The 19666-nt window shown below is 63.6% G+C and carries 13 protein-coding genes; 10 read left to right on the forward strand and 3 right to left on the reverse strand.

Going from position 1 to position 19666, the window contains the following annotated elements; all coding sequences use genetic code 11:
- Positions 1 to 65: 65 nt before the first annotated feature.
- The 6 genes from ACNQP3_RS23130 to ACNQP3_RS23155 all read left to right on the forward strand — a co-directional run bounded on the left by ACNQP3_RS23130 (position 66) and on the right by ACNQP3_RS23155 (position 5875).
- A complete protein-coding gene (locus tag ACNQP3_RS23130; protein ID WP_012051388.1) occupies positions 66 to 812 on the forward strand; it encodes an amino acid ABC transporter permease in 747 nt (248 codons plus the stop codon).
- Positions 813 to 1484: an amino acid ABC transporter permease gene (locus ACNQP3_RS23135; protein ID WP_012273898.1), complete on the forward strand. Its 672-nt coding sequence runs from the start codon at positions 813 to 815 to the stop codon at positions 1482 to 1484.
- Positions 1481 to 2215, forward strand: coding sequence for an amino acid ABC transporter ATP-binding protein (locus ACNQP3_RS23140; RefSeq protein WP_012273899.1), 735 nt, complete (start codon positions 1481 to 1483; stop codon positions 2213 to 2215). The genes ACNQP3_RS23135 and ACNQP3_RS23140 overlap by 4 nt, the downstream gene beginning before the upstream one ends.
- 69 nt (positions 2216 to 2284) lie before the next feature.
- Positions 2285 to 4189, forward strand: a complete 1905-nt coding sequence (locus tag ACNQP3_RS23145) for a sensor histidine kinase (protein WP_012273900.1) — start codon at positions 2285 to 2287, stop codon at positions 4187 to 4189.
- Complete coding sequence (locus ACNQP3_RS23150; protein WP_012273901.1) at positions 4186 to 5514, forward strand: sigma-54-dependent transcriptional regulator; 1329 nt, start codon at positions 4186 to 4188, stop codon at positions 5512 to 5514. Before ACNQP3_RS23145 ends, ACNQP3_RS23150 begins: the two co-directional genes overlap by 4 nt.
- A 25-nt stretch (positions 5515 to 5539) precedes the next feature.
- Entirely contained in the window at positions 5540 to 5875 is a 336-nt protein-coding gene (locus ACNQP3_RS23155) for a GlpM family protein (RefSeq protein ID WP_012273902.1), read from the forward strand.
- A gap of 20 nt (positions 5876 to 5895) precedes the next feature.
- On the opposite strand, the gene ACNQP3_RS23160 is transcribed toward ACNQP3_RS23155, so the two are convergent.
- Positions 5896 to 6891, reverse strand: coding sequence for an alpha/beta fold hydrolase (locus ACNQP3_RS23160; protein WP_012273903.1), 996 nt, complete (start codon positions 6889 to 6891; stop codon positions 5896 to 5898).
- A gap of 196 nt (positions 6892 to 7087) precedes the next feature.
- Between ACNQP3_RS23160 and metR the strand changes: the two genes are divergently transcribed.
- Positions 7088 to 8005 carry a transcriptional regulator MetR gene (gene metR / locus ACNQP3_RS23165; protein WP_012273904.1) on the forward strand — a complete coding sequence of 306 codons (918 nt, stop codon included), beginning with the start codon at positions 7088 to 7090 and terminating at the stop codon, positions 8003 to 8005.
- Here the strand turns inward: metR and ACNQP3_RS23170 are convergent.
- Positions 7989 to 8402, reverse strand: coding sequence for an NUDIX hydrolase (locus ACNQP3_RS23170; protein WP_012273905.1), 414 nt, complete (start codon positions 8400 to 8402; stop codon positions 7989 to 7991). The two genes, metR and ACNQP3_RS23170, sit on opposite strands and share 17 nt — an antisense overlap.
- 163 nt (positions 8403 to 8565) lie before the next feature.
- Here ACNQP3_RS23170 and ACNQP3_RS23175 point away from each other — a divergent pair, with 163 nt between their 5' ends.
- Both ACNQP3_RS23175 and ACNQP3_RS23180 read left to right on the forward strand, forming a co-directional pair.
- Positions 8566 to 12855, forward strand: coding sequence for a DEAD/DEAH box helicase (locus ACNQP3_RS23175; protein WP_264316498.1), 4290 nt, complete (start codon positions 8566 to 8568; stop codon positions 12853 to 12855).
- Between the two features lie 131 nt (positions 12856 to 12986).
- A complete protein-coding gene (locus tag ACNQP3_RS23180) occupies positions 12987 to 14606 on the forward strand; it encodes an FMN-binding glutamate synthase family protein (protein WP_060493338.1) in 1620 nt (539 codons plus the stop codon).
- Positions 14607 to 14646: 40 nt separating this feature from the next.
- Here ACNQP3_RS23180 and ACNQP3_RS23185 read toward each other — a convergent pair whose 3' ends face one another.
- The gene (locus tag ACNQP3_RS23185) at positions 14647 to 16065 is read right to left on the reverse strand and encodes an amino acid permease (protein WP_012273908.1); all 1419 of its coding nucleotides are present in this window, start codon (positions 16063 to 16065) and stop codon (positions 14647 to 14649) included.
- 420 nt (positions 16066 to 16485) lie between these two features.
- Between ACNQP3_RS23185 and ACNQP3_RS23190 the strand changes: the two genes are divergently transcribed.
- Positions 16486 to 19635, forward strand: a complete 3150-nt coding sequence (locus ACNQP3_RS23190; protein WP_264316499.1) for a transglycosylase domain-containing protein — start codon at positions 16486 to 16488, stop codon at positions 19633 to 19635.
- Positions 19636 to 19666 lie beyond the last annotated feature (31 nt).

A 19666-nucleotide genomic window follows, 5' to 3' on the forward strand; every position in this document is an offset into this window, starting at 1 on the left:
AGGGCGCGTGCCGCCCTTGGATGCTCGAAGGTGCCCGTGAAACAACCGTCTGAGGGGAAATCCCGATGAATTACAACTGGGACTGGGGCGTGTTCTTCAAGTCCACCGGCGTGGGCAGCGAAACCTATCTGGACTGGTACATCACCGGCCTGGGCTGGACCATCGCCATCGCCATCACCGCCTGGATCATCGCGCTGCTGCTGGGGTCGGTCCTCGGTGTCATGCGTACCGTGCCGAACCGCCTGGTATCGGGCATCGCCACCGCCTATGTGGAACTGTTCCGCAACGTGCCACTGCTGGTGCAGCTGTTCATCTGGTACTTCCTGGTACCGGACTTGCTGCCCGAAGGCTTGCAGGAGTGGTTCAAGCAGGACCTCAACCCGACCACCTCGGCACTGATCAGCGTGGTCATCTGCCTGGGCCTGTTCACCGCAGCCCGTGTCTGCGAGCAAGTACGTACCGGTATTCAGGCGCTACCCAAAGGCCAGGAAGCCGCTGCCCGCGCCATGGGTTTCAGCCTCCCGCAGATCTACAACAACGTGCTGCTGCCGCAGGCTTACCGCATCATCATTCCGCCGCTCACCTCCGAGTTTCTCAACGTCTTCAAGAACTCCTCGGTGGCGTCGCTGATCGGCCTGATGGAACTGCTGGCGCAGACCAAGCAAACCGCCGAATTCTCCGCCAACCTGTTCGAGGCGTTCACCTTGGCCACGCTGATCTACTTCACCCTGAACATGGGCCTGATGCTGCTCATGCGCATGGTCGAGAAAAAAGTCGCCGTGCCCGGCCTGATCTCCGTGGGGGGCAAGTAAATGGATATGGATTTCAGCGAAATCATCCCTGCCCTGCCTGCCCTGTGGGACGGCATGGTCATGACCCTGCAGCTGATGGTCATGGGTGTTGTCGGCGGTATCGCACTGGGCACCATCCTGGCACTGATGCGCCTGTCCTCGAGCAAACTGCTGTCACGTCTGGCAGGTGCGTACGTCAACTACTTCCGCTCGATCCCGCTGCTGCTGGTGATCACCTGGTTCTACCTGGCCGTGCCGTTCGTGCTGCGCTGGATTACCGGCGAAGACACGCCGGTCGGTGCGTTCACCTCCTGCGTGGTCGCTTTCATGATGTTCGAGGCCGCGTACTTCTGCGAAATCGTCCGTGCCGGCGTGCAGTCGATCTCCAAGGGCCAGATGGGCGCCGCGCAAGCGCTGGGCATGAACTACGCGCAGACCATGCGCCTGATCATCCTGCCCCAGGCGTTCCGCAAGATGACCCCACTGCTGCTGCAGCAGAGCATCATCCTGTTCCAGGACACCTCGCTGGTCTACACCGTGGGCCTGGTGGACTTCCTCAACTCGGCACGTTCCAACGGCGACATCATCGGGCGCTCACATGAGTTCCTGATCTTCGCCGGCGTCGTCTACTTCATCATCAGCTTCTCCGCTTCGTGGCTGGTCAAGCGCCTGCAAAAAAGGATCACCGTATGATTTCCATCAAGAACGTCAACAAGTGGTACGGCGACTTCCAGGTACTGACCGACTGCAGCACCGAGGTCAAGAAAGGTGAAGTGGTGGTGGTCTGCGGCCCGTCGGGCTCGGGCAAGTCCACCTTGATCAAGTGCGTCAACGCGCTGGAGCCGTTCCAGAAGGGCGATATCGTGGTCGATGGCACCTCGATCGCCGACCCGAAGACCAACCTGCCCAAGCTGCGCTCGCGCGTTGGCATGGTGTTCCAGCACTTCGAGCTGTTCCCGCACCTGACCATCACCGAAAACCTGACCATCGCCCAGCGCAAGGTCCTGGGCCGCAGCGAGGCTGAAGCCACCAAGAAGGGCCTGGCCCTGCTCGACCGTGTAGGCCTCAGCGCCCATGCCAAGAAGCACCCAGGCCAGCTCTCCGGCGGCCAGCAGCAGCGCGTTGCAATCGCCCGCGCCCTGGCCATGGACCCGATCGTCATGCTGTTCGACGAACCCACCTCGGCACTGGACCCGGAGATGGTCAGCGAGGTATTGGACGTGATGGTGCAACTGGCCCACGAAGGCATGACCATGATGTGCGTGACCCACGAGATGGGCTTTGCCCGCAAGGTCGCCAACCGGGTCATCTTCATGGACAAGGGCAGCATCATCGAAGACTGCACCAAGGAAGAGTTCTTCGGTGACCAAAGCGCCCGCGACCAGCGCACCCAGCACTTCCTCAGCAAGATCCTGCAGCACTGATTCGGCCACAGCGTCCGCTGCCACGGGACCCACCGGGCAGCGGATGCTGGTCGTGACAAGGCCACTGTGATGAAATGCGACCCCTCGCTACTGCTCCCTGCCAAGCCTGCCGTGAATTCCCGCCTGATTCGTCAATTGCTGTTGCCGCCCCTGATCATCCTGCTGATGGTCGGCCTGGGCCTGGCCGGCTACCTGATAAGCGAAAACAACGGCATCCGCACGCTCAGCGAAAACGGCGAACGCCAATTGGAGCTGCACGCGCGCACGGTCGAAAGCGAGATCAGCAAGTACACCTACCTGCCGAGCCTGCTGGAGCTGGAAGACAGTGTCTCGCACCTGCTCACCGACCCGGATGGCGGCTCGCGCCAGACGGTCAACGAATACCTTGAGGGCCTGAACCGGCGCAGCCGCAGCCGGGCCATCTTCGTCCTCGACACCAACGGCCGGGTACAGGCGACCAGCAACTGGCGTGATGCCGACTCGTTCCTGGGTGAAGACCTGTCATTCCGCGCCTACTTCCAGACCGCTGTGCGCGGCGAGCCAGGGCGCTTCTACGGCATCGGCAGTACCACTGGCGAAGCCGGCTACTATCTGGCCCATGGCCTGGAAGAACACGGCAAGATCATTGGCGTGGCAGTGATCAAGGTGCGCCTGGACACCCTCGAAGAACGCTGGCAACGTGCCCGCCTGGAGGCGTTCGTCAGCGACGAGAACGGCATCATCATCCTCTCCAGCGACCCAGCCCGGCGCTTGAAATCGGTGCGCCCGCTGACCCCGCAAATCAAGGAACGGCTGGCGCGCAGCCTGCAGTACTACTGGTGGCCGCTGAACGAGTTGCAGCCACTGGCCCGGGAAACCCTGGCCGATGGCGTGGAAAAACTGACCTTCCCGGCCAATAGCGAAACCGCCCAGGGCAAGCCGCACGAAGTCGCCTACCTGGCACAGACCCGGCGGCTGGCCGACACGCCCTGGCATTTCACCCTGCTGACCCCGCTGCAAGACCTGCGTCGCGAGTCCATGGTGCAGGGCATACTGGTGGGCGTGGCCTTCGCCTTGCTGGCGATCCTCGGCATCGCCTGGAACGAGCGGCGCAAAGTGATCGCCACCCGCCTGGCAGCCCGCGAGGCGCTGGAAGAAGCCAACAGCCAACTGGAGCGGCGAATTGCCGAGCGCACCGCCGACCTGCGCGCCAGCAACGAACGCCTGAAAGGGCAGATTCGCGAGCGCCGGCATGCCGAGCAGACCTTGCGCCACGCCCAGGATGAGCTGGTGCAGGCAGGCAAACTGGCCGCCATCGGGCAAATGTCCACCAGCATTGCCCACGAGCTGAATCAGCCACTGGCGGCGCTGCGCACCTTGTCTGGCAATACCGTGCGCTTCCTCGAACGCGGGGCGCTGGAAACCGCCAGTGCCAACCTGCGCACCATGAACGACCTGATCGACCGCATGGGCCGCATCACCGCCAGCCTGCGCTCGTTCGCCCGGCGCGGCGACGACAGCGGCCAGGCTTCACTGGCCAAGGCGGTGGAGGCTACCTTGCAGGTGCTGGCCAACCGCATCAGCGCCTGCCACCTGCAACTGCACCACCAGTTCGAGGACCAGCAACTGGCCATCGACCAAACTCGCCTGGAGCAGATTCTGGTCAACCTGATCGGCAACGCCCTCGATGCCATGGCCGCGCAACCGCTCCCCGAGCTGTGGCTCGAAGGCGAGCTGCAAGGCGACAAGTACCGTTTGCAGGTGCGCGACAACGGCCACGGTATCGACGCCGAGGCGCGCAAGCACCTGTTCGAACCTTTCTTCACCACCAAACCGGGCGAACATGGCCTGGGCCTGGGCCTGACCCTGTCGGCGAGCCTTGCCGCCGCCGCCAAGGGCAGCCTGAACGTCGAGCACCCCGCCACCGGCGGCACGGCCTTCGTCCTGGCCCTGCCCCTGGTTTCTCCCCCTAGCGAATCGGCAGAGCATCCATGAACCAAGCGCCACTTACCGTCCTGATCGTCGAAGACGACCCGCATGTGCTGCTCGGCTGCCAACAGGCACTGGCCCTCGAGGACATCGCCTGCGAAGGCGTGGGCAGCGCCGAACAGGCACTGGAGCGCATCGGCGACGATTTCGCCGGCATTGTCGTCAGCGATATCCGCCTGCCGGGCATCGATGGCCTGGAGTTGCTCAATCGCCTCAAGGCCCGTGACCGCAGCCTGCCGGTGGTGCTGATTACCGGCCATGGCGATATCGACATGGCCGTCGGCGCCATGCGCAACGGTGCCTACGACTTCATGGAAAAACCGTTCTCCCCCGAGCGGCTGGTCGACGTGGTGCGCCGCGCATTGGAGCAACGTGGGCTGTCGCGCGAAGTAGTGGCCCTGCGCCGCCAACTGGCCGAACAGAGCAGCCTGGAGGGGCGCATCATTGGCCGCTCGCCGGCCATGGAGCACTTGCGCGAATTGATCGCCAACGTTGCCGATACTTCAGCCAACGTACTGATCGAAGGTGAAACCGGCACCGGCAAAGAGCTGGTCGCGCGTTGCCTGCACGACTTCAGCCGCCGCCAGGGTCAGCCGTTCGTGGCGCTGAACTGTGGCGGCCTGCCGGAAAACCTGTTCGAAAGCGAGATTTTCGGCCACGAGGCCAACGCCTTCACCGGTGCCGGCAAACGCCGCATCGGCAAGATCGAACATGCCAATGGCGGTACGCTGTTCCTCGATGAAGTGGAAAGCATGCCGATCAACCTGCAGATCAAGCTGCTGCGCGTGCTGCAGGAGCGCACCCTGGAGCGACTGGGCTCGAACCAGAGCATCCCGGTGGACTGCCGGGTGATCGCGGCGACCAAAGCCGACCTCGATACCCTGGGCCAGAGTGGCCAGTTCCGCAGCGACCTGTACTACCGGCTGAACGTGGTAACCCTCGAACTGCCTCCGCTGCGTGAACGCCGTGAGGACATCCTGCAATTGTTCGAACACTTCCTGCAGCAGTCGGCCCTGCGCTTCGACCGGGAAACACCGACACTGGACAGCCAGACACTATCGCGTCTGATGGCCCATGACTGGCCGGGCAACGTGCGCGAGTTGCGCAACGTGGCCGAACGCTACGCCCTCGGCCTGCCAGCGTTCAAGAAAGGCCCCAGTGGTGGTGCCAGCCAAGGCCTGGGCTTTGCCGAGGCGGTGGAAGCATTCGAACGCAACCTGCTCAGCGATGCGCTGCAACGCACCGGCGGCAACCTGAGCCAGGCCAGCCAAGAGCTGGGCATGGCCAAGACCACGCTATTCGACAAAGTGAAAAAATACGGCCTCGGCTGAGTTCAACCCAAACTGGAAAGACAACGTGGACCTGGTATTCAAAGCTGCCCTGGGCGCTGGTGTGGTGCTACTGCTGGCGGTGCTGTCGAAAACGCGCAACTACTACATCGCCGGGCTGGTGCCGCTGTTCCCCACCTTCGCCCTGATCGCCCATTACATCGTCGGCAAGGGGCGCAGCATTGCCGACCTGAAGACCACCATTGCCTTTGGCATGTGGTCGATCATTCCGTACTTCGTGTACCTGGCGACCCTGTATGTGCTGGTCGATCGCCTACGCCTGGAAGCATCGCTGGCGTTGGCCACGGTGGCCTGGCTGATGGCCGCTACCGTGCTGGTGACCGTGTGGGTGCGGCTGCACTGAGCCTGCAACCTGCCTTTGGTTCACAACCCGGCGATGTGCGTGACATCCTGCCGGTGCGCCTGCAGGTAGGGCAACACCGCCCCCAGCAGCGGCGCCTTGAAGGGTTCCTGGAAGCGGTGCGCCAAGCCCGGTATCAGGCGCAACTGGCTGCCCTGGATATGCGCCGCCAGGTGTACGCCGTGCATCACCGGCAATAACGGGTCGGCTGTGCCGTGTACCACCAGGGTCGGCACCCGCAGCTGGTTGAGCAACTCGACGCGACTCGGCTCGGCCAGAATCGCCATGATCTGGCGCTTGGCCCCGTCAGGATTGAACGCCCGGTCGTAAGCCACGGCAGCCTGGTGCAGCAACACCGCGCGGTCATCCCGTACCTCGGGGCTGCCCAGGGCCGCCAGCAGGTCGGCCTGCTGCTCGATGGCCACCTCGCGGTTCGGCGCGCTGCGCCGGGCCAGCAGTTGCACCAGCGCCGGATCCGGTGCCGGCAGCCCCGCCGCCCCTGAACTGGACATGACCAACGTCAGGCTGCGCACACGCTCGGGCGCCATCGCCGCCAGGTGCTGGGCAATCATGCCGCCCATGCTCACGCCCAGTACATGAAACTGGTGCACACCCAAGGCGTCCATCAGGCGCAGGCCGTCATCTGCCATATCCGTCAGCGTGTAGGGCGCCGCCACCGGCAAGCCCAGCTTGTAGCGCAACAACTCGACCGTCAGGTTGGCCGAAGGTGGCATCTGGTTCCAGCGTGACAGGCCGACATCGCGATTGTCATAGCGAATCACCCGAAAGCCCTGGCGGCACAATGCCTCGACCACATCGTCCGGCCAATGAATCAACTGCCCGCCCAGGCCCATGACCAGCAGCAAGGCCGGATCACGCGGTGAACCGACGCTCTGGTACACCAGGCTGACCGCGCCCAGTTCGGCACGCTGCACCGCTACATGTGCATCACAACGCTGTTCGGCGAAACTCGCAGGTACGCTGAACAGGAAGAAAAGAAAAAGCCAAAAAGCCCGCATGAAAGAAACACCAGAATGCAGATCCCCAGTAAAGCGCGAGTCTGATGAATTCTGTTCGGGCGCGCTGCCACAGTTCGGTGACAGTTTCATGACGCCCGCCAGACGGTGCGGCCGATCGCCCAGTCGACAGGCGCAGCAACATGAGAGAAACTCAACTCATTCCCTGTTTCCTCAAATCCACACCCCGGAGTCAGCTGTGCTGGAGATCCGTCACCTGAAAACCCTTCATGCCCTGCGCGAAGCCGACAGCCTGGTGGAGGCCGCCGAGCGCCTGCACCTGACCCAGTCGGCACTGTCGCACCAGTTCAAGGAGCTGGAAGAGCGCCTGGGCCTGCCCATTTTCGTACGCAAGACCAAGCCGATTCGCTTCACCAGCGCCGGGCTGCGCCTGCTGCAACTGGCCGATGCCACCCTGCCGCTGCTGCGCGGCGCCGAGCGTGACATCGCGCGGCTGGCCGGTGGCACTGCCGGGCGCCTGCACATGGCCATCGAATGCCACAGCTGCTTCCAGTGGCTGATGCCGACCATCGACCAGTTCCGCGATGCTTGGCCGGAAGTGGAGCTGGACCTGGCCTCCGGTTTCGCCTTTGCCCCGTTGCCGGCCCTGGCGCGCGGCGATCTTGACCTGGTGGTGACCTCCGACCCGGTGGACCTGGCAGGCATCACTTATGTGCCGCTGTTCACCTACGAGGCGATGCTGGCGGTGGCCAACCAGCACCCGCTGGCGAGCAAGCCATACATGGTGCCGCAAGATCTGCTCGACCAGACGTTGATCACCTACCCGGTGGAACGCGACCGCCTGGACATCTTCACCCGCTTCCTGGAACCGGCCGATATCGAGCCAGCCGCCGTGCGTACCTCGGAGCTGACGGTAATGATGATGCAGCTGGTGGCCAGCGGCCGTGGGGTGTGCGGCATGCCGCATTGGGCGCTGCACGAGTACAGTTCGCGCGGCTATGTGAAGGGCAAGCGCCTGGGCGAAAAAGGCCTGTTTGCCACGCTTTATGCCGCCGTGCGCACCGACATGCTCGATGCGCCGTACATGCGCGACTTCTTGCTGACGGCCAAGGACACCTCGTTCGCCACCCTCGATGGCGTCAGCGCGGTGCGTTGAGTACCTGACGGTACAGCGGCAGGATCAGGTCGCGGGTCAGGGGCGCCAGTGGCATGACGGGCGCCTGATCGGCGGCCAGCCACACCACCTCCTCGATTTCTGCAGCCGGAACCACGGCTGCGGCGCTGTCGACACGGAACAGTTCGGCCTGCACTTCAAAACCTGGCTCGTTGGCGGCTGGCGCGCTGAACTGGCCCAGGTGCACGACCTGGGCCGGGTCGATGTGCAGGCCCAGTTCCTCGTGCAACTCGCGCACCAGAGCCTGCACCGGCGTTTCACCGGCATCGATCTTGCCACCGGGCTGCATGAAGGCCTCGGTGCCACGCTTGCGTACCAGCAGGGTACGGCCCAGAGGGTCGATCAGCAGGGCGGCGGCGATGCGGATGGTGTTGGGCATGGGGTGGGCTCGCTGGAAACTATGGCCGGGGAGGATCCCATGGGGCCCTTGGCCTGACAAGGCCAGTCATTCCTGTACCGGCCGCTTCGCAACACAGGTTCTTGCTGGCCTGGCAGACGAACGGCCCCTTGCCAACCCGCCACACACCCGCCATAACCAACAGATGAACCTGCCCGCCAAATACCACCCGGTGCTCGAGCTGTTCCACCCTGCCGTATGCACCTGGTTTCGTCGCCATTTCGCCACGGTCACCGATGCCCAGGCACAGGCTTGGCCGCTGATTCATGCGGGCCAATCGACGCTGCTGGCTGCACCGACCGGCTCGGGCAAGACGCTAAGTGCCTTCCTGGCCGTGCTGGACGAACTGTTCCGCCAAGGCCTGGAGCACCAGGGCGAACTGCCAGCACAGACCCAAGTCGTCTACGTATCACCGCTCAAAGCCCTGTCCAATGACATTCGCCTGAACCTGCAGGCCCCGCTCGAAGGCATCAGCCAGGCCCTCGCGGAGCAAGGCCTGAACGCGCCACGCATCACTACGGCGGTGCGCACCGGCGACACGCCGCAGAAGGAACGCGCCGCCATGCGCAAGCTGGCCCCGCACATCCTGGTGACCACTCCCGAATCGCTTTACGTGTTGATGGGCTCGGCGTCTGGCCGCGAAGGCCTGGCCAACGTGCACACGGTAATCGTCGACGAAATCCACGCCCTGGCTGGCAACAAACGCGGCGCCCACCTGGCACTTACCCTGGAGCGCCTGCAGGCCTTGTGCCGCCAGCCACTGCGGCGTATCGGCCTGTCCGCCACGCAACGCCCGGTAGAACGGGTGGCGCAGTTTCTGGTCGGTAGCGGGCGCCCCTGCGCCATTGTCGATGTCGGCCATGCGCGCAAGCGCGACCTGGCCATCGAAGTGCCGCCGGTACCGCTGGGTGCGGTGATGGCCACCGATGTCTGGGGCCTGGTCTACGACCGCCTGGCCACCCTTGCCCGTGAACATCGCACCACACTGGTATTCGTCAATACCCGGCGCCTGGCAGAGCGCATCACCCGCCACCTCAGCGACCGGTTGGGCAAAGAAGCGGTTGCCGCGCACCATGGCAGCTTGTCCAAAGAACTGCGCCTGGATGCGGAGCAGCGGCTCAAGCGCGGCCAGCTTCAGGTGCTGGTCGCGACCGCATCGCTGGAGCTGGGCATTGATATCGGCGATGTCGACCTGGTCTGCCAGATCGCCTCGCCGGGCTCGATTGCCGCCCTCCTGCAACGGGTTGGCCGCGCCGGCCACCAAGTCGATGGTGTGCCCAAGGGGCGCTTGTTCCCCACCTCTCGCGATGACTTGATCGAATGCGTCGCCCTGCTCGACAGCGTGCGCCAGGGCGAGCTGGACGAACTGCACATCCCCCGTGCACCGCTGGATGTGCTGGCCCAGCAGATCGTCGCCGAAGCCAGCAACCAGGCCTGGCACGAACAGGCACTGCTGGATTGCCTGCGTCAGGCCACGCCTTATGCCGAGCTTGACCAGGACCACTATCAAGCCCTGCTACGCATGCTCGCCGAAGGCTACAACGGCCGCCTGGGAGTACGCAGCGCCTACCTGCACCGCGATGCGGTCAGCGGTACCTTGCGTGGCCGGCGTGGCAGCCAGCTGACGGCGCTGACCAGCGGCGGCACTATCCCCGACAACGCCGACTACACCGTGTTGCTGGAACCGCAGGCACTGAACATCGGCAGCGTCAATGAAGACTTTGCCGTGGAGAGCATTGCCGGCGATATCTTTCAGCTGGGCAATGCCTCCTACCGCATTCTGCGCGTCGAACCGGGTCGGGTAAGAGTGGAGGATGCCCATGGCCTGCCACCTACCATTCCGTTCTGGCTGGGCGAAGCGCCGGGGCGCAGTGACGAGCTGTCTGCCGCCGTGGCCCGCCTGCAGGCGCGGATCGACCAGCGACTGGCACAGGCTGGCAGCGACATGGCCGAGGTACTGACATGGTTGCAGGCTACCTTCGAACTGGGCGAGGACAGCGCCGGGCAGTTGCTCGACTACCTGGCCCGCACCCGCGAAGTGCTTGGCGCCCTGCCCTCGCAGGACACCCTGGTAATGGAGCGTTTTTTCGATGAGTCCGGCGGGACCCAACTGATCATCCATTCACCATACGGCAGCCGCATCAACCGCGCCTGGGGCCTGGCCCTGCGCAAGCGCTTTTGCCGCACCTTCAACTTCGAGCTGCAGGCAGCCGCCAGCGAAGACGCCATCGTGCTGTCGCTGTCCACCAGCCACAGCTTCGAACTGGACGAAGTGTGGCGCTACCTCAATAGCCGCAGCGCCGAGCCTATCCTCATCCAGGCCCTGCTGGACGCGCCGCTGTTTGGCGTGCGCTGGCGCTGGAACGCGGGTGTCGCCATGGCCCTGCCACGCTTCGTGGGCGGGCGCAAAGTGGCACCACAGATCCAGCGAATGAAGAGTGAAGACCTGGTTGCCGCGGTGTTCCCCGACCAGATCGCCTGCCTGGAAAACATCCCCGGCGAGCGGCAGATTCCCGACCACCCGCTGGTCGAGCAAACCCTCGACGACTGCCTGCACGAGGCGATGGACAGCGAAGGCTGGCTAGCCTTGTTACGGCGCATGGAAAGCGGCGAAGTGCGCTTGCTGTGCTGCGACCTGCCCGCCCCTTCGCCCCTCGCTTCAGCCATTCTCAACGCGCGGCCGTATGCTTTTCTGGACGATGCCCCCCTGGAAGAACGCCGCACCCAGGCGGTGCTCAACCGGCGCTGGAACGATGTACACAGTGGCGATGACCTGGGCGCGCTGGACGCGGATGCCATTGCTGCCGTAGCGGCCGAGGCCTGGCCACAGCCGGGCAATAGCGATGAAATGCACGAAGCGTTGATGAGCCTGGGCGCCATCAGCCAAGCCGAGGTCGCGGCCAACCCCAGCTGGGACCTACTGCTAAGGCAACTGGCCAAGGCCGGGCGCGCCTTGCGCCTAGCCGATGACAACCTCTGGCTGGCCCGCGAGCGGCTGAACCTGCTGCTGGCACTGTACCCGGCAGCACACCTGGAGCCAGCGCTCGAACTGCTCGCTGGCTTTGATCAGCCCATCGACCCGGACAGTGCACTGAGCGAGCTGCTGCGCGCCCGCCTGAGCGGCCATGGCCCGCAGACCCAGGCACAGATCGCTGCGCCATTGGGCAAATCGGCAATCGATATCGAGCACGCGTTGGCCCGCCTGGAAGCTGAAGGCTACGTGCTGCGCGGGTATTTCACCCCCGGCGCAACTGACCTGCAATGGTGCGAGCGCCATTTGCTGGCGCGCATCCACCGCTACACGGTCAAACGCCTGCGTCGCGAGATCGAACCGGTCAGCCTGCAGGACTTCATGCGTTTTCTGTTCGACTGGCAGCACCTGGCGCCTGACGAGCGCCTGCGTGGCCCGCAGGCGGTGGCCCAAGTGCTGGGCCAGTTGCAGGGGTTCCCCTGCGCCGCCGGCGCCTGGGAGGCGGAGCTGCTGCCAGCGCGCATCGACGGCTACAGCCCGCATTGGCTCGACGATGCCTGCCGCAGCGGGCAGTTTGCCTGGAGCAGGTTGGCGGCAACGGTAGCAAGCAGCACGCTGGCCAGTACGCCATTGGTACTGCTGCCGCGCGACCAACTGAATACCTGGCGCAGTCTGGCGCCCGTGCCTGCAGTCGATACCCTCGGCCTGCGCGCGCAACGTGTACACGAAACACTGAAAAGCCAGGGTGCGCTGTTCTTCGATGAACTGGCGCAGGAGGCACGCCTGCTGCCCAGCGAGCTGGAAACTGCGCTGCAAGAGTTGGTGGGGTCAGGCCTGGTCGGCGCGGACAGTTTCACCGGCCTGCGCAGCCTGATCACGCCTGCGGCCAAGCGCAGGTCACGCAACGGCCGCCGTGGACATCCGCCGCTTTCCAGCAGCATGGCGCATGCCGGGCGTTGGGCACTGCTGCGCCGCAGCGATACACCACCGGATCACGAACAGCGCCTGGAGCACATTGCCCGCACCCTGCTGCACCGCTATGGCGTTATCTGCTGGCGGCTGCTGGAGCGCGAGAGTGATGTACTGCCGCCGTGGCGTGAGCTGCTGCGCTGCTATCACCGGCTGGAGGCGCGGGGCGAGGTCCGTGGCGGGCGCTTCATTGCCGGGCTGGCTGGTGAACAGTTCGCCCTGCCGGAGGCGGTGGGGTTGCTGCGGCAGGTCAGGCGACGTGAACCAGACGCAGCGCTGCAGGTAATCAGTGCCGGCGACCCGCTGAACCTTGTCGGCTCGCTGCTGCCCGGAGCGAAAGTGCCAGCGGTGAGTGGTAACCGCCTGCTGTATCGCGACGGGGTACCGGTGGCGGTTCAGGTAGCCGGGCGTTGTTCATTTCTGGTCGACGCACCCGCACAAGAGCAGGACAACTGGCGGCAGATACTGCTGCGCGAAACACGCCCAAAGAGGTAAGTGCCAGACCAGGGACCTTGCGCGAATGATTTTCGCTACCCCGATTTTAATTTGCAGCGCCTGACAACTTGGCTATGGTCGGGGTTTGCCCCCAGGCCCTGAGCCTGACCGCGCCATCGCAAGGACCCTGTATGAGCCTGTCACTTCTCAGTCGCTATGCCTTCTTCGCCGCCTGTGTGTTGTTCACCCTGGCGAGCCTGCCTTTCACCCACCATGAATGGTTGTGGCCGTTCACCCTGACCACCGGCATCCTCAGCTTGATCGGCGTGTTCGACCTGCTGCAGCAGCGCCATGCGGTACGTCGCAACTATCCGATCCTGGGCAACATCCGCTATCTGGTCGAGGCCATTCGCCCGGAAATCCGTCAGTACCTGTTGGAGTCCGACAGCGACGCCCTGCCGTTCTCGCGCGCCCAGCGTTCGCTGGTGTATGCCCGGGCTAAAAACGAAGCCTCGGACAAACCGTTCGGCACGCTGATCGACGTCTATGAGTCCGGCTTCGAGTTCATCGGCCACTCCATGCGCCCGGCGCCGTTGGCCGACCCGGCCAGCTTCCGCGTCATCGTCGGCGGGCCACAGTGCAGCCAGCCGTATTCAGCGTCGATCTTCAATATTTCGGCCATGAGCTTCGGCTCGCTCAGCGCCAATGCCATCCGCGCGCTCAACCAAGGCGCCAAGCTGGGCAATTTCCACCATGACACCGGCGAGGGCAGCATCAGCCCCTACCACCGCGAGCACGGTGGCGACCTGGTGTGGGAGCTGGGCAGCGGCTACTTCGGCTGCCGCACCCCGGACGGGCGCTTCGACCCCGAGCGCTTCGCAGCCCAGGCACGCACCCCACAGGTGCGCATGATCGAAATCAAGATGAGCCAGGGCGCCAAACCCGGCCACGGCGGCATCCTGCCCAAACACAAGGTCACCCAGGAAATTGCCGAAACCCGTGGCGTGCTGATGGGTGAGGACTGCATTTCGCCGTCACGCCACAGCGCGTTCTCCACCCCGATCGAGATGATGCAGTTCATCGCCCAACTGCGTGAACTGTCCGGCGGCAAGCCAGTGGGCTTCAAGTTCTGCCTGGGCCACCCGTGGGAGTTCATGGGCATTGCCAAGGCCATGCTGGAAACCGGCATTCTGCCCGACTTCATCGTCGTCGATGGCAAGGAAGGTGGCACCGGCGCGGCGCCCGTGGAGTTCACCGACCATATCGGCGTGCCGCTGCGTGAAGGCCTGCTGTTCGTGCACAACACCCTGGTCGGCCTGAACCTGCGTGACAAGATCAAACTGGGTGCCAGCGGCAAGATCGTCAGCGCCTTCGACATCGCCAGCGTGCTGGCCATTGGCGCCGACTGGGCCAACTCGGCACGTGGCTTCATGTTCGCCATTGGCTGCATTCAGTCGCAAAGCTGCCACACCAACAAATGCCCGACCGGCGTGGCCACGCAAGACCCGCTGCGCCAGCGCGCCCTGGTGGTGCCGGACAAGGCGCAGCGGGTGCTGAACTTCCACCACAATACCTTGCGTGCCTTGGCTGAAATGCTCGCGGCGGCAGGCCTGGAGCATCCGGCGCAATTGGAAGCCAAGCACCTGGTTCGGCGCATCTCGGCTACCGAAATCAAGCTGTTCTCGCAGATGCATGTGTTCTTGAAACCAGGTGAGTTGCTGACCGGCGAGGTGAATGGGCAGTTCTATTCGCGGATGTGGCAACTGGCGCGGGCGGACAGCTTTGAGCCACACAGCGAAGTGGCGGCCTGATAGGGCCATGGGGCCGCTTTGCGGCCCCAGCTACTTCAAATCAGGAAGCGGTACTCGCTACACCTTGTACTTCTTTGGGTGCCAGACGGAACGCGTAATACAACACCGTCAGCAGCACCAGGAACGCCGGGCCGATGTACAGGGCCACACGGGTATCCTCGAAGTAGGCCATCAAGCCGACCACCAGCACCAGGAAGGCCAGTGCCAGGTACGAGCTCAGCGGCCACAGCCACATGCGGTACTTCAGCGCCTTGCGTTCGGCGGTAGTCAGGCCAGCACGGAACTTCAGCTGTGCCAGCAGGATCATCACCCAGGTCCAGATCGCACCGAAGGTGGCGATCGAAGTCACCCAGACGAAGACCTTTTCCGGCACCAGGTAGTTGGCCAGCACGCCCAGCAGCAACGCGCCGATCGACAGCAGCAGGGCATTACGTGGCACGCCATTCTTCGACGTACGGGCGAAGGCCGCCGGGGCCTGGCCATTCTGCGCCAGGCTGTAGAGCATGCGCCCGGTACTGAAGATACCGCCGTTGCACGACGACAGCGCCGCAGTGATGACCACGAAGTTGATGATGCCGGCAGCGGTCTTGATCCCGAGGCGCTCGAAGGTCATGACGAACGGGCTGCCTTGGCTGCCGATTTCGTTCCATGGGTAGATCGACAGGATCACGAACAACGCACCGACGTAGAACAGCAGGATGCGCCAGAACACCGAGCCGATGGCCTGCGGAATGGTCTTTTGCGGGTTGCGTGCTTCACCAGCGGTCAAGCCGATCATTTCCACGCCCAGGTAGGCGAACATCACCATCTGCAACGACATCAGCACGCCAGTCACGCCATTGGGCATGAAGCCACCATTGCTCCACAGATTGGAGATACCGACGGCCACACCGTCGTTGCCGAAACCGAAGGCGATGACGCCAATGCCGCCGATGACCATGGCAATGATGGTGACGATCTTGATCAGGGCGAACCAGAACTCGAATTCACCGAAGGCCTTCACCGCCACCAGGTTGACCGCGCCCATGCTGCCTAGCGCCGCCAGGGCCCAGATCCAGCGTGGTACGTCGGGGAACCAGATGCCCATGTAGATGGCCACCGCGGTGATTTCGGCAACGCAGGTCACCAACCACAGGAACCAGTAGTTCCAACCGGTGAGGAAGCCCGCCAACGGGCCGAGGTAGTCCTGTGCATAACGGCTGAAGGAGCCGGCGACAGGGTTGTGCACGGCCATTTCACCCAGGGCGCGCATGATCACCAGGATGGCCAGGCCGCCGATGATGTAGGAGAACATGATGGCTGGGCCGGCCATTTCGATAGCCTTGGCCGAACCGAGGAAAAGACCGACACCGATACAGGCGCCCAGCGCCATCAGGCGGATGTGCCGTTCGCCCAGTTCGCGCTTGAGCGGGCCGCCTTCAGTGGCCTGGCCGTGGGCAGAGTGGTTGCCGACTGGCATAGCAATACAACCTCATTTTGTTATTGGATTTGACCTTCGTGCAGCACCGACCATGCCGATAGGCGTGATGTTGGCTTGCCAGGCTGGCCTCGTGGGCCGGCCCGTGTGCCGGAGTAGAGCGCCCGGCAAGGCGAAGGGGGCGAGCAGTATAGGAAGACCCTTGTAGGGATTTTCGCTGTATATACAGGAATAATCAGCAAGTTCTCTCGAGCCTGGGTGCACTGGCTTGCCTGCGATCAGGCGTCCAGCGGCCGCAAAACCTCCGCGGCACCATAGCAACATCGCCGTACGTAGAAACCCACACCAAAGCCGTATAGCCCTACGCCGCTTTTCTCCACCTCCTACAAATTTTTCACCTCACCCGCTCAACGTCTAAGCTTCAGACAAGCAAGACGAAAACACCTGGCCGGATAGAAGACTATGGGCGCACTGTGGCAATCGGAACCAAGCAGAACGGAAGCACCCGAGATACCTCCGGCCGAGACGCCACAACCCAAGTCCCCCCGCCAGCGTCGGCTATGGTGGCGGCTGATCATCCTTATCCTGCTGGTGGCACTGGTAGCCATCGGTGTGGCCGCGTATGACGAATTCCGTACCTCCGAGCTGCAATCGCGCGAGTTCAGCAAACTGGCCGGTACGCTGACCTACTCGCTGCAGCCCGGCCCCAGCGATGCCATCATCTACCCAGGTGATGGGCCGTTCGACAAACGCCTTGGCTATAGCGCCCTGGGCGAATTCCTGCCGCGCCTGCTCAAGCGCGACTACCTGATCAGCGAACAGGTGAAGTTCTCACCGGCATTGATGAACTACGTCGATCATGGGCTGTTCGCCCCCTATATCGAGAAGATCCAGGCCGGCCTGTCGATCACCGACTGCCGCGGCGACACGCTGTACCAGTACAACTACCCACAGCACCTGTACCCGGATTTTGCAGCGATCCCGCCGGTGATGGTGAACAGCCTGCTGTTCATCGAAAACCGCGACCTGCTGGACACCCAAGACCCACGTAACAACCCGGCCGTGGACTGGCCACGCTTCGCCAAGGCCGCCTACAGCCAGGTGGCCAAGTACCTGGCCCTGCCCGGCCAGTCTGCCGGTGGCAGCACCCTGGCCACACAGCTGGAGAAGTATCGCCACTCACCCGATGGCCTGACGGTGTCGGGCGCGGAAAAGATCCGCCAGATGGTTTCTGCCAGCGTGCGTGCCTACCAGGGCGGCCCTGACACCACCGAGGCACGTCAACGCATCGTGCGCGACTACCTCAACAGCGTGCCGCTGTCGGCGGTGCCTGGGCATGGTGAAGTACATGGCATGGCCGAAGGCCTGCGGGTGTGGTACGGCGCCGACTTCGACCAGGTCAACCAGGCCCTGAACGCCACCTCCACCGACCCCGAAAGCATGGCCGCGCGCGGGTTGGCCCTGCGCCAGGTGCTGTCGCTGATGATTGCCCAGCGCCGTCCCTCGCATTACTTGTCCAAAGGCCGGGTCGAGCTGGCAGAGCTGACCGACGCGCACATTCGCGTGCTCGCCGCCAACAAAATCATCGAGCAACCACTGGCCGATGCCGCACTGGCCAGCAAGGCGGTGTACCGCGACTGGGTAGCGCAACCGACCATCGTGCCGATCGTTACCAACAAGGGCATCAGCCTGGCGCGCAACCGCCTGGCAGCCATGCTCAACCGCCCGCTGTACGACCTCGACCGCCTCGACGTGTCGGCCACCAGTACCTTGCAGGCTGACCTGCAGTTGCAGGTCAGCCAGTACCTGAAAAACCTTGCCGACCCAGCGTTTGCCGCGCAGATGGGCCTGATCGGCGAGCGCCTGCTCACCGCCAAGACCACCGACCAGGTGAGCTACAGCTTCACCTTGTTCGAGCGCACCGCCGATGGCTCCCGGGTGCGGGTGCAGACCGACAGCACCAACCAGCCCTTCGACATCAACGAAGGCAGCAAGTTGGAACTGGGCTCCACCGCCAAGTTGCGGGTACTGACCACCTACCTGGAAATCATCGCCGAGCTGCACGACAAATACGCCGGCAAACCTGCCGCCGAGTTGAAGAAGGTCGACGTGGCCGAACTCGACCGCATCACTCAATGGTCGCTGGAATGGCTGGCGCAGAACAGCAAGAACCAAAGCCTGGATGCCATGCTCGACGCTGCGCTTGAGCGCAAATACTCCGCCAACACCGGTGAAGCCTTCTTCACAGGCGGCGGCATGCACGTGTTCAACAACTTCCGTAAGGAAGACAACAACCGCAACCCGACGCTCAAGGATGCGCTGCGCGAATCGATCAACCTGCCGTTCATCCGCCTGATGCGCGACCTGGTGCGTTACGTGACCTACCAGCAGCCGTACAACCGTGTGCCGCTGCTCAAGGACGACGCAGACCCACGCCGCCAAGAATACCTGGCTCGCTTCGCCGACAAGGAAGGCACCAACTACCTGATGCGTTTCTGGAAGAAGTACCAGCGCAAAACCTCGCAGCAGCGCCTGGACACCTTCCTCGACAGCATGCGCGTGACCCCGCAGCGGTTGGCGGCGGTGCACCGCTACCTGTTCCCCGAGGCCGGCCAGGAAACGTTCAACGCCTTCGTGCGCGCCCACCTGAAGGGTGACAAGATCGTGCTGGGCAAGCTGACCGACGGCCGCCTGTCAGAGATGTACGAGGCTTACGGCCCAGGCAAGTATGACTTGCCCGACCAGGGTTACATCGCCAAGGTCCACCCGCTGGACTTGTGGCTGCTCGGCTACCTGCTGAAGAGCCCAAGCTCGACCTTGACCGAAATGATCAACGCCAGCCGTTTCGAACGCCAGGAGGTGTATGGCTGGCTGTTCAAGAGCCGCTACCAGGGCGCCCGTGACAGCCGTATCCGCACCATGGTCGAGATTGAAGCCTTCCTCGATATCCACCAGCGCTGGAAGCGCGTGGGCTATCCATTCGACCACCTGGTGCCCTCGCTGGCCACCGCCATCGGCAGTTCGGGCGACCGCCCCGCCGCGCTCTCCGAACTGGTCGGGATCATCCAGAACGACGGCATTCGCCTGCCAACCCTGCGCATAGACACCCTGCACTTCGCGGCCAACACACCTTACGAGACCAAACTGGTCACCGACCCGGACCGGGGCGTGCGGATTCTGCCGGTTGAAGTGGCGCGTGCGCTCAAAGGCGCCATGTCGCAGGTGGTCGATGCAGGTACCGCGCGGCGTATTTCTGGCAGTTTCAAGCTGCAGGACGGCACGCCACTGGTGATGGGCGGCAAGACCGGTACTGGCGACAACCGCATCGAGAGCTTTGGTGCCGGCGGTCGGCTGATCGGCTCGCGCTCGTTGAACCGTACTGCCACTTTCGTGTTCTTCCTGGGCGACAACCACTTCGGCACATTGACCGCCTTCGTACCTGGGCGCTCGGCGGAGGCCTTCAAATTTACCTCGGCACTGCCGGTGCAGGTGCTCAAGGGCATGGCACCGATACTGATGCCGTACCTGCAGCCGGGCAATCCGAACGAATGCAAGCCACCGCAGGTTGCCATGCACACGCCACCGCCGACAGGGAACACATCGACGAACTAGATGATAATCATCTGCATTCGGGGGCTTGTCT

Source organism: Pseudomonas sp. LFS074, assembly GCF_047978165.1.
GTDB lineage: Bacteria > Pseudomonadota > Gammaproteobacteria > Pseudomonadales > Pseudomonadaceae > Aquipseudomonas > Aquipseudomonas putida_P.

Bases quoted from the DNA above. Each gene is read 5' to 3' on its own strand.
- ACNQP3_RS23130 (WP_012051388.1), top strand. From the start codon at position 66: ATGAATTACAACTGGGACTGGGGCGTGTTCTTCAAGTCCACCGGCGTG.
- ACNQP3_RS23135 (WP_012273898.1), top strand. From the start codon at position 813: ATGGATATGGATTTCAGCGAAATCATCCCTGCCCTGCCTGCCCTGTGG.
- ACNQP3_RS23140 (WP_012273899.1), top strand. From the start codon at position 1,481: ATGATTTCCATCAAGAACGTCAACAAGTGGTACGGCGACTTCCAGGTA.
- ACNQP3_RS23145 (WP_012273900.1), top strand. From the start codon at position 2,285: ATGAAATGCGACCCCTCGCTACTGCTCCCTGCCAAGCCTGCCGTGAAT.
- ACNQP3_RS23150 (WP_012273901.1), top strand. From the start codon at position 4,186: ATGAACCAAGCGCCACTTACCGTCCTGATCGTCGAAGACGACCCGCAT.
- ACNQP3_RS23160 (WP_012273903.1), bottom strand. From the start codon at position 6,891: ATGCGGGCTTTTTGGCTTTTTCTTTTCTTCCTGTTCAGCGTACCTGCG.
- ACNQP3_RS23170 (WP_012273905.1), bottom strand. From the start codon at position 8,402: ATGCCCAACACCATCCGCATCGCCGCCGCCCTGCTGATCGACCCTCTG.
- ACNQP3_RS23175 (WP_264316498.1), top strand. From the start codon at position 8,566: ATGAACCTGCCCGCCAAATACCACCCGGTGCTCGAGCTGTTCCACCCT.
- ACNQP3_RS23180 (WP_060493338.1), top strand. From the start codon at position 12,987: ATGAGCCTGTCACTTCTCAGTCGCTATGCCTTCTTCGCCGCCTGTGTG.
- ACNQP3_RS23185 (WP_012273908.1), bottom strand. From the start codon at position 16,065: ATGCCAGTCGGCAACCACTCTGCCCACGGCCAGGCCACTGAAGGCGGC.
- ACNQP3_RS23190 (WP_264316499.1), top strand. From the start codon at position 16,486: ATGGGCGCACTGTGGCAATCGGAACCAAGCAGAACGGAAGCACCCGAG.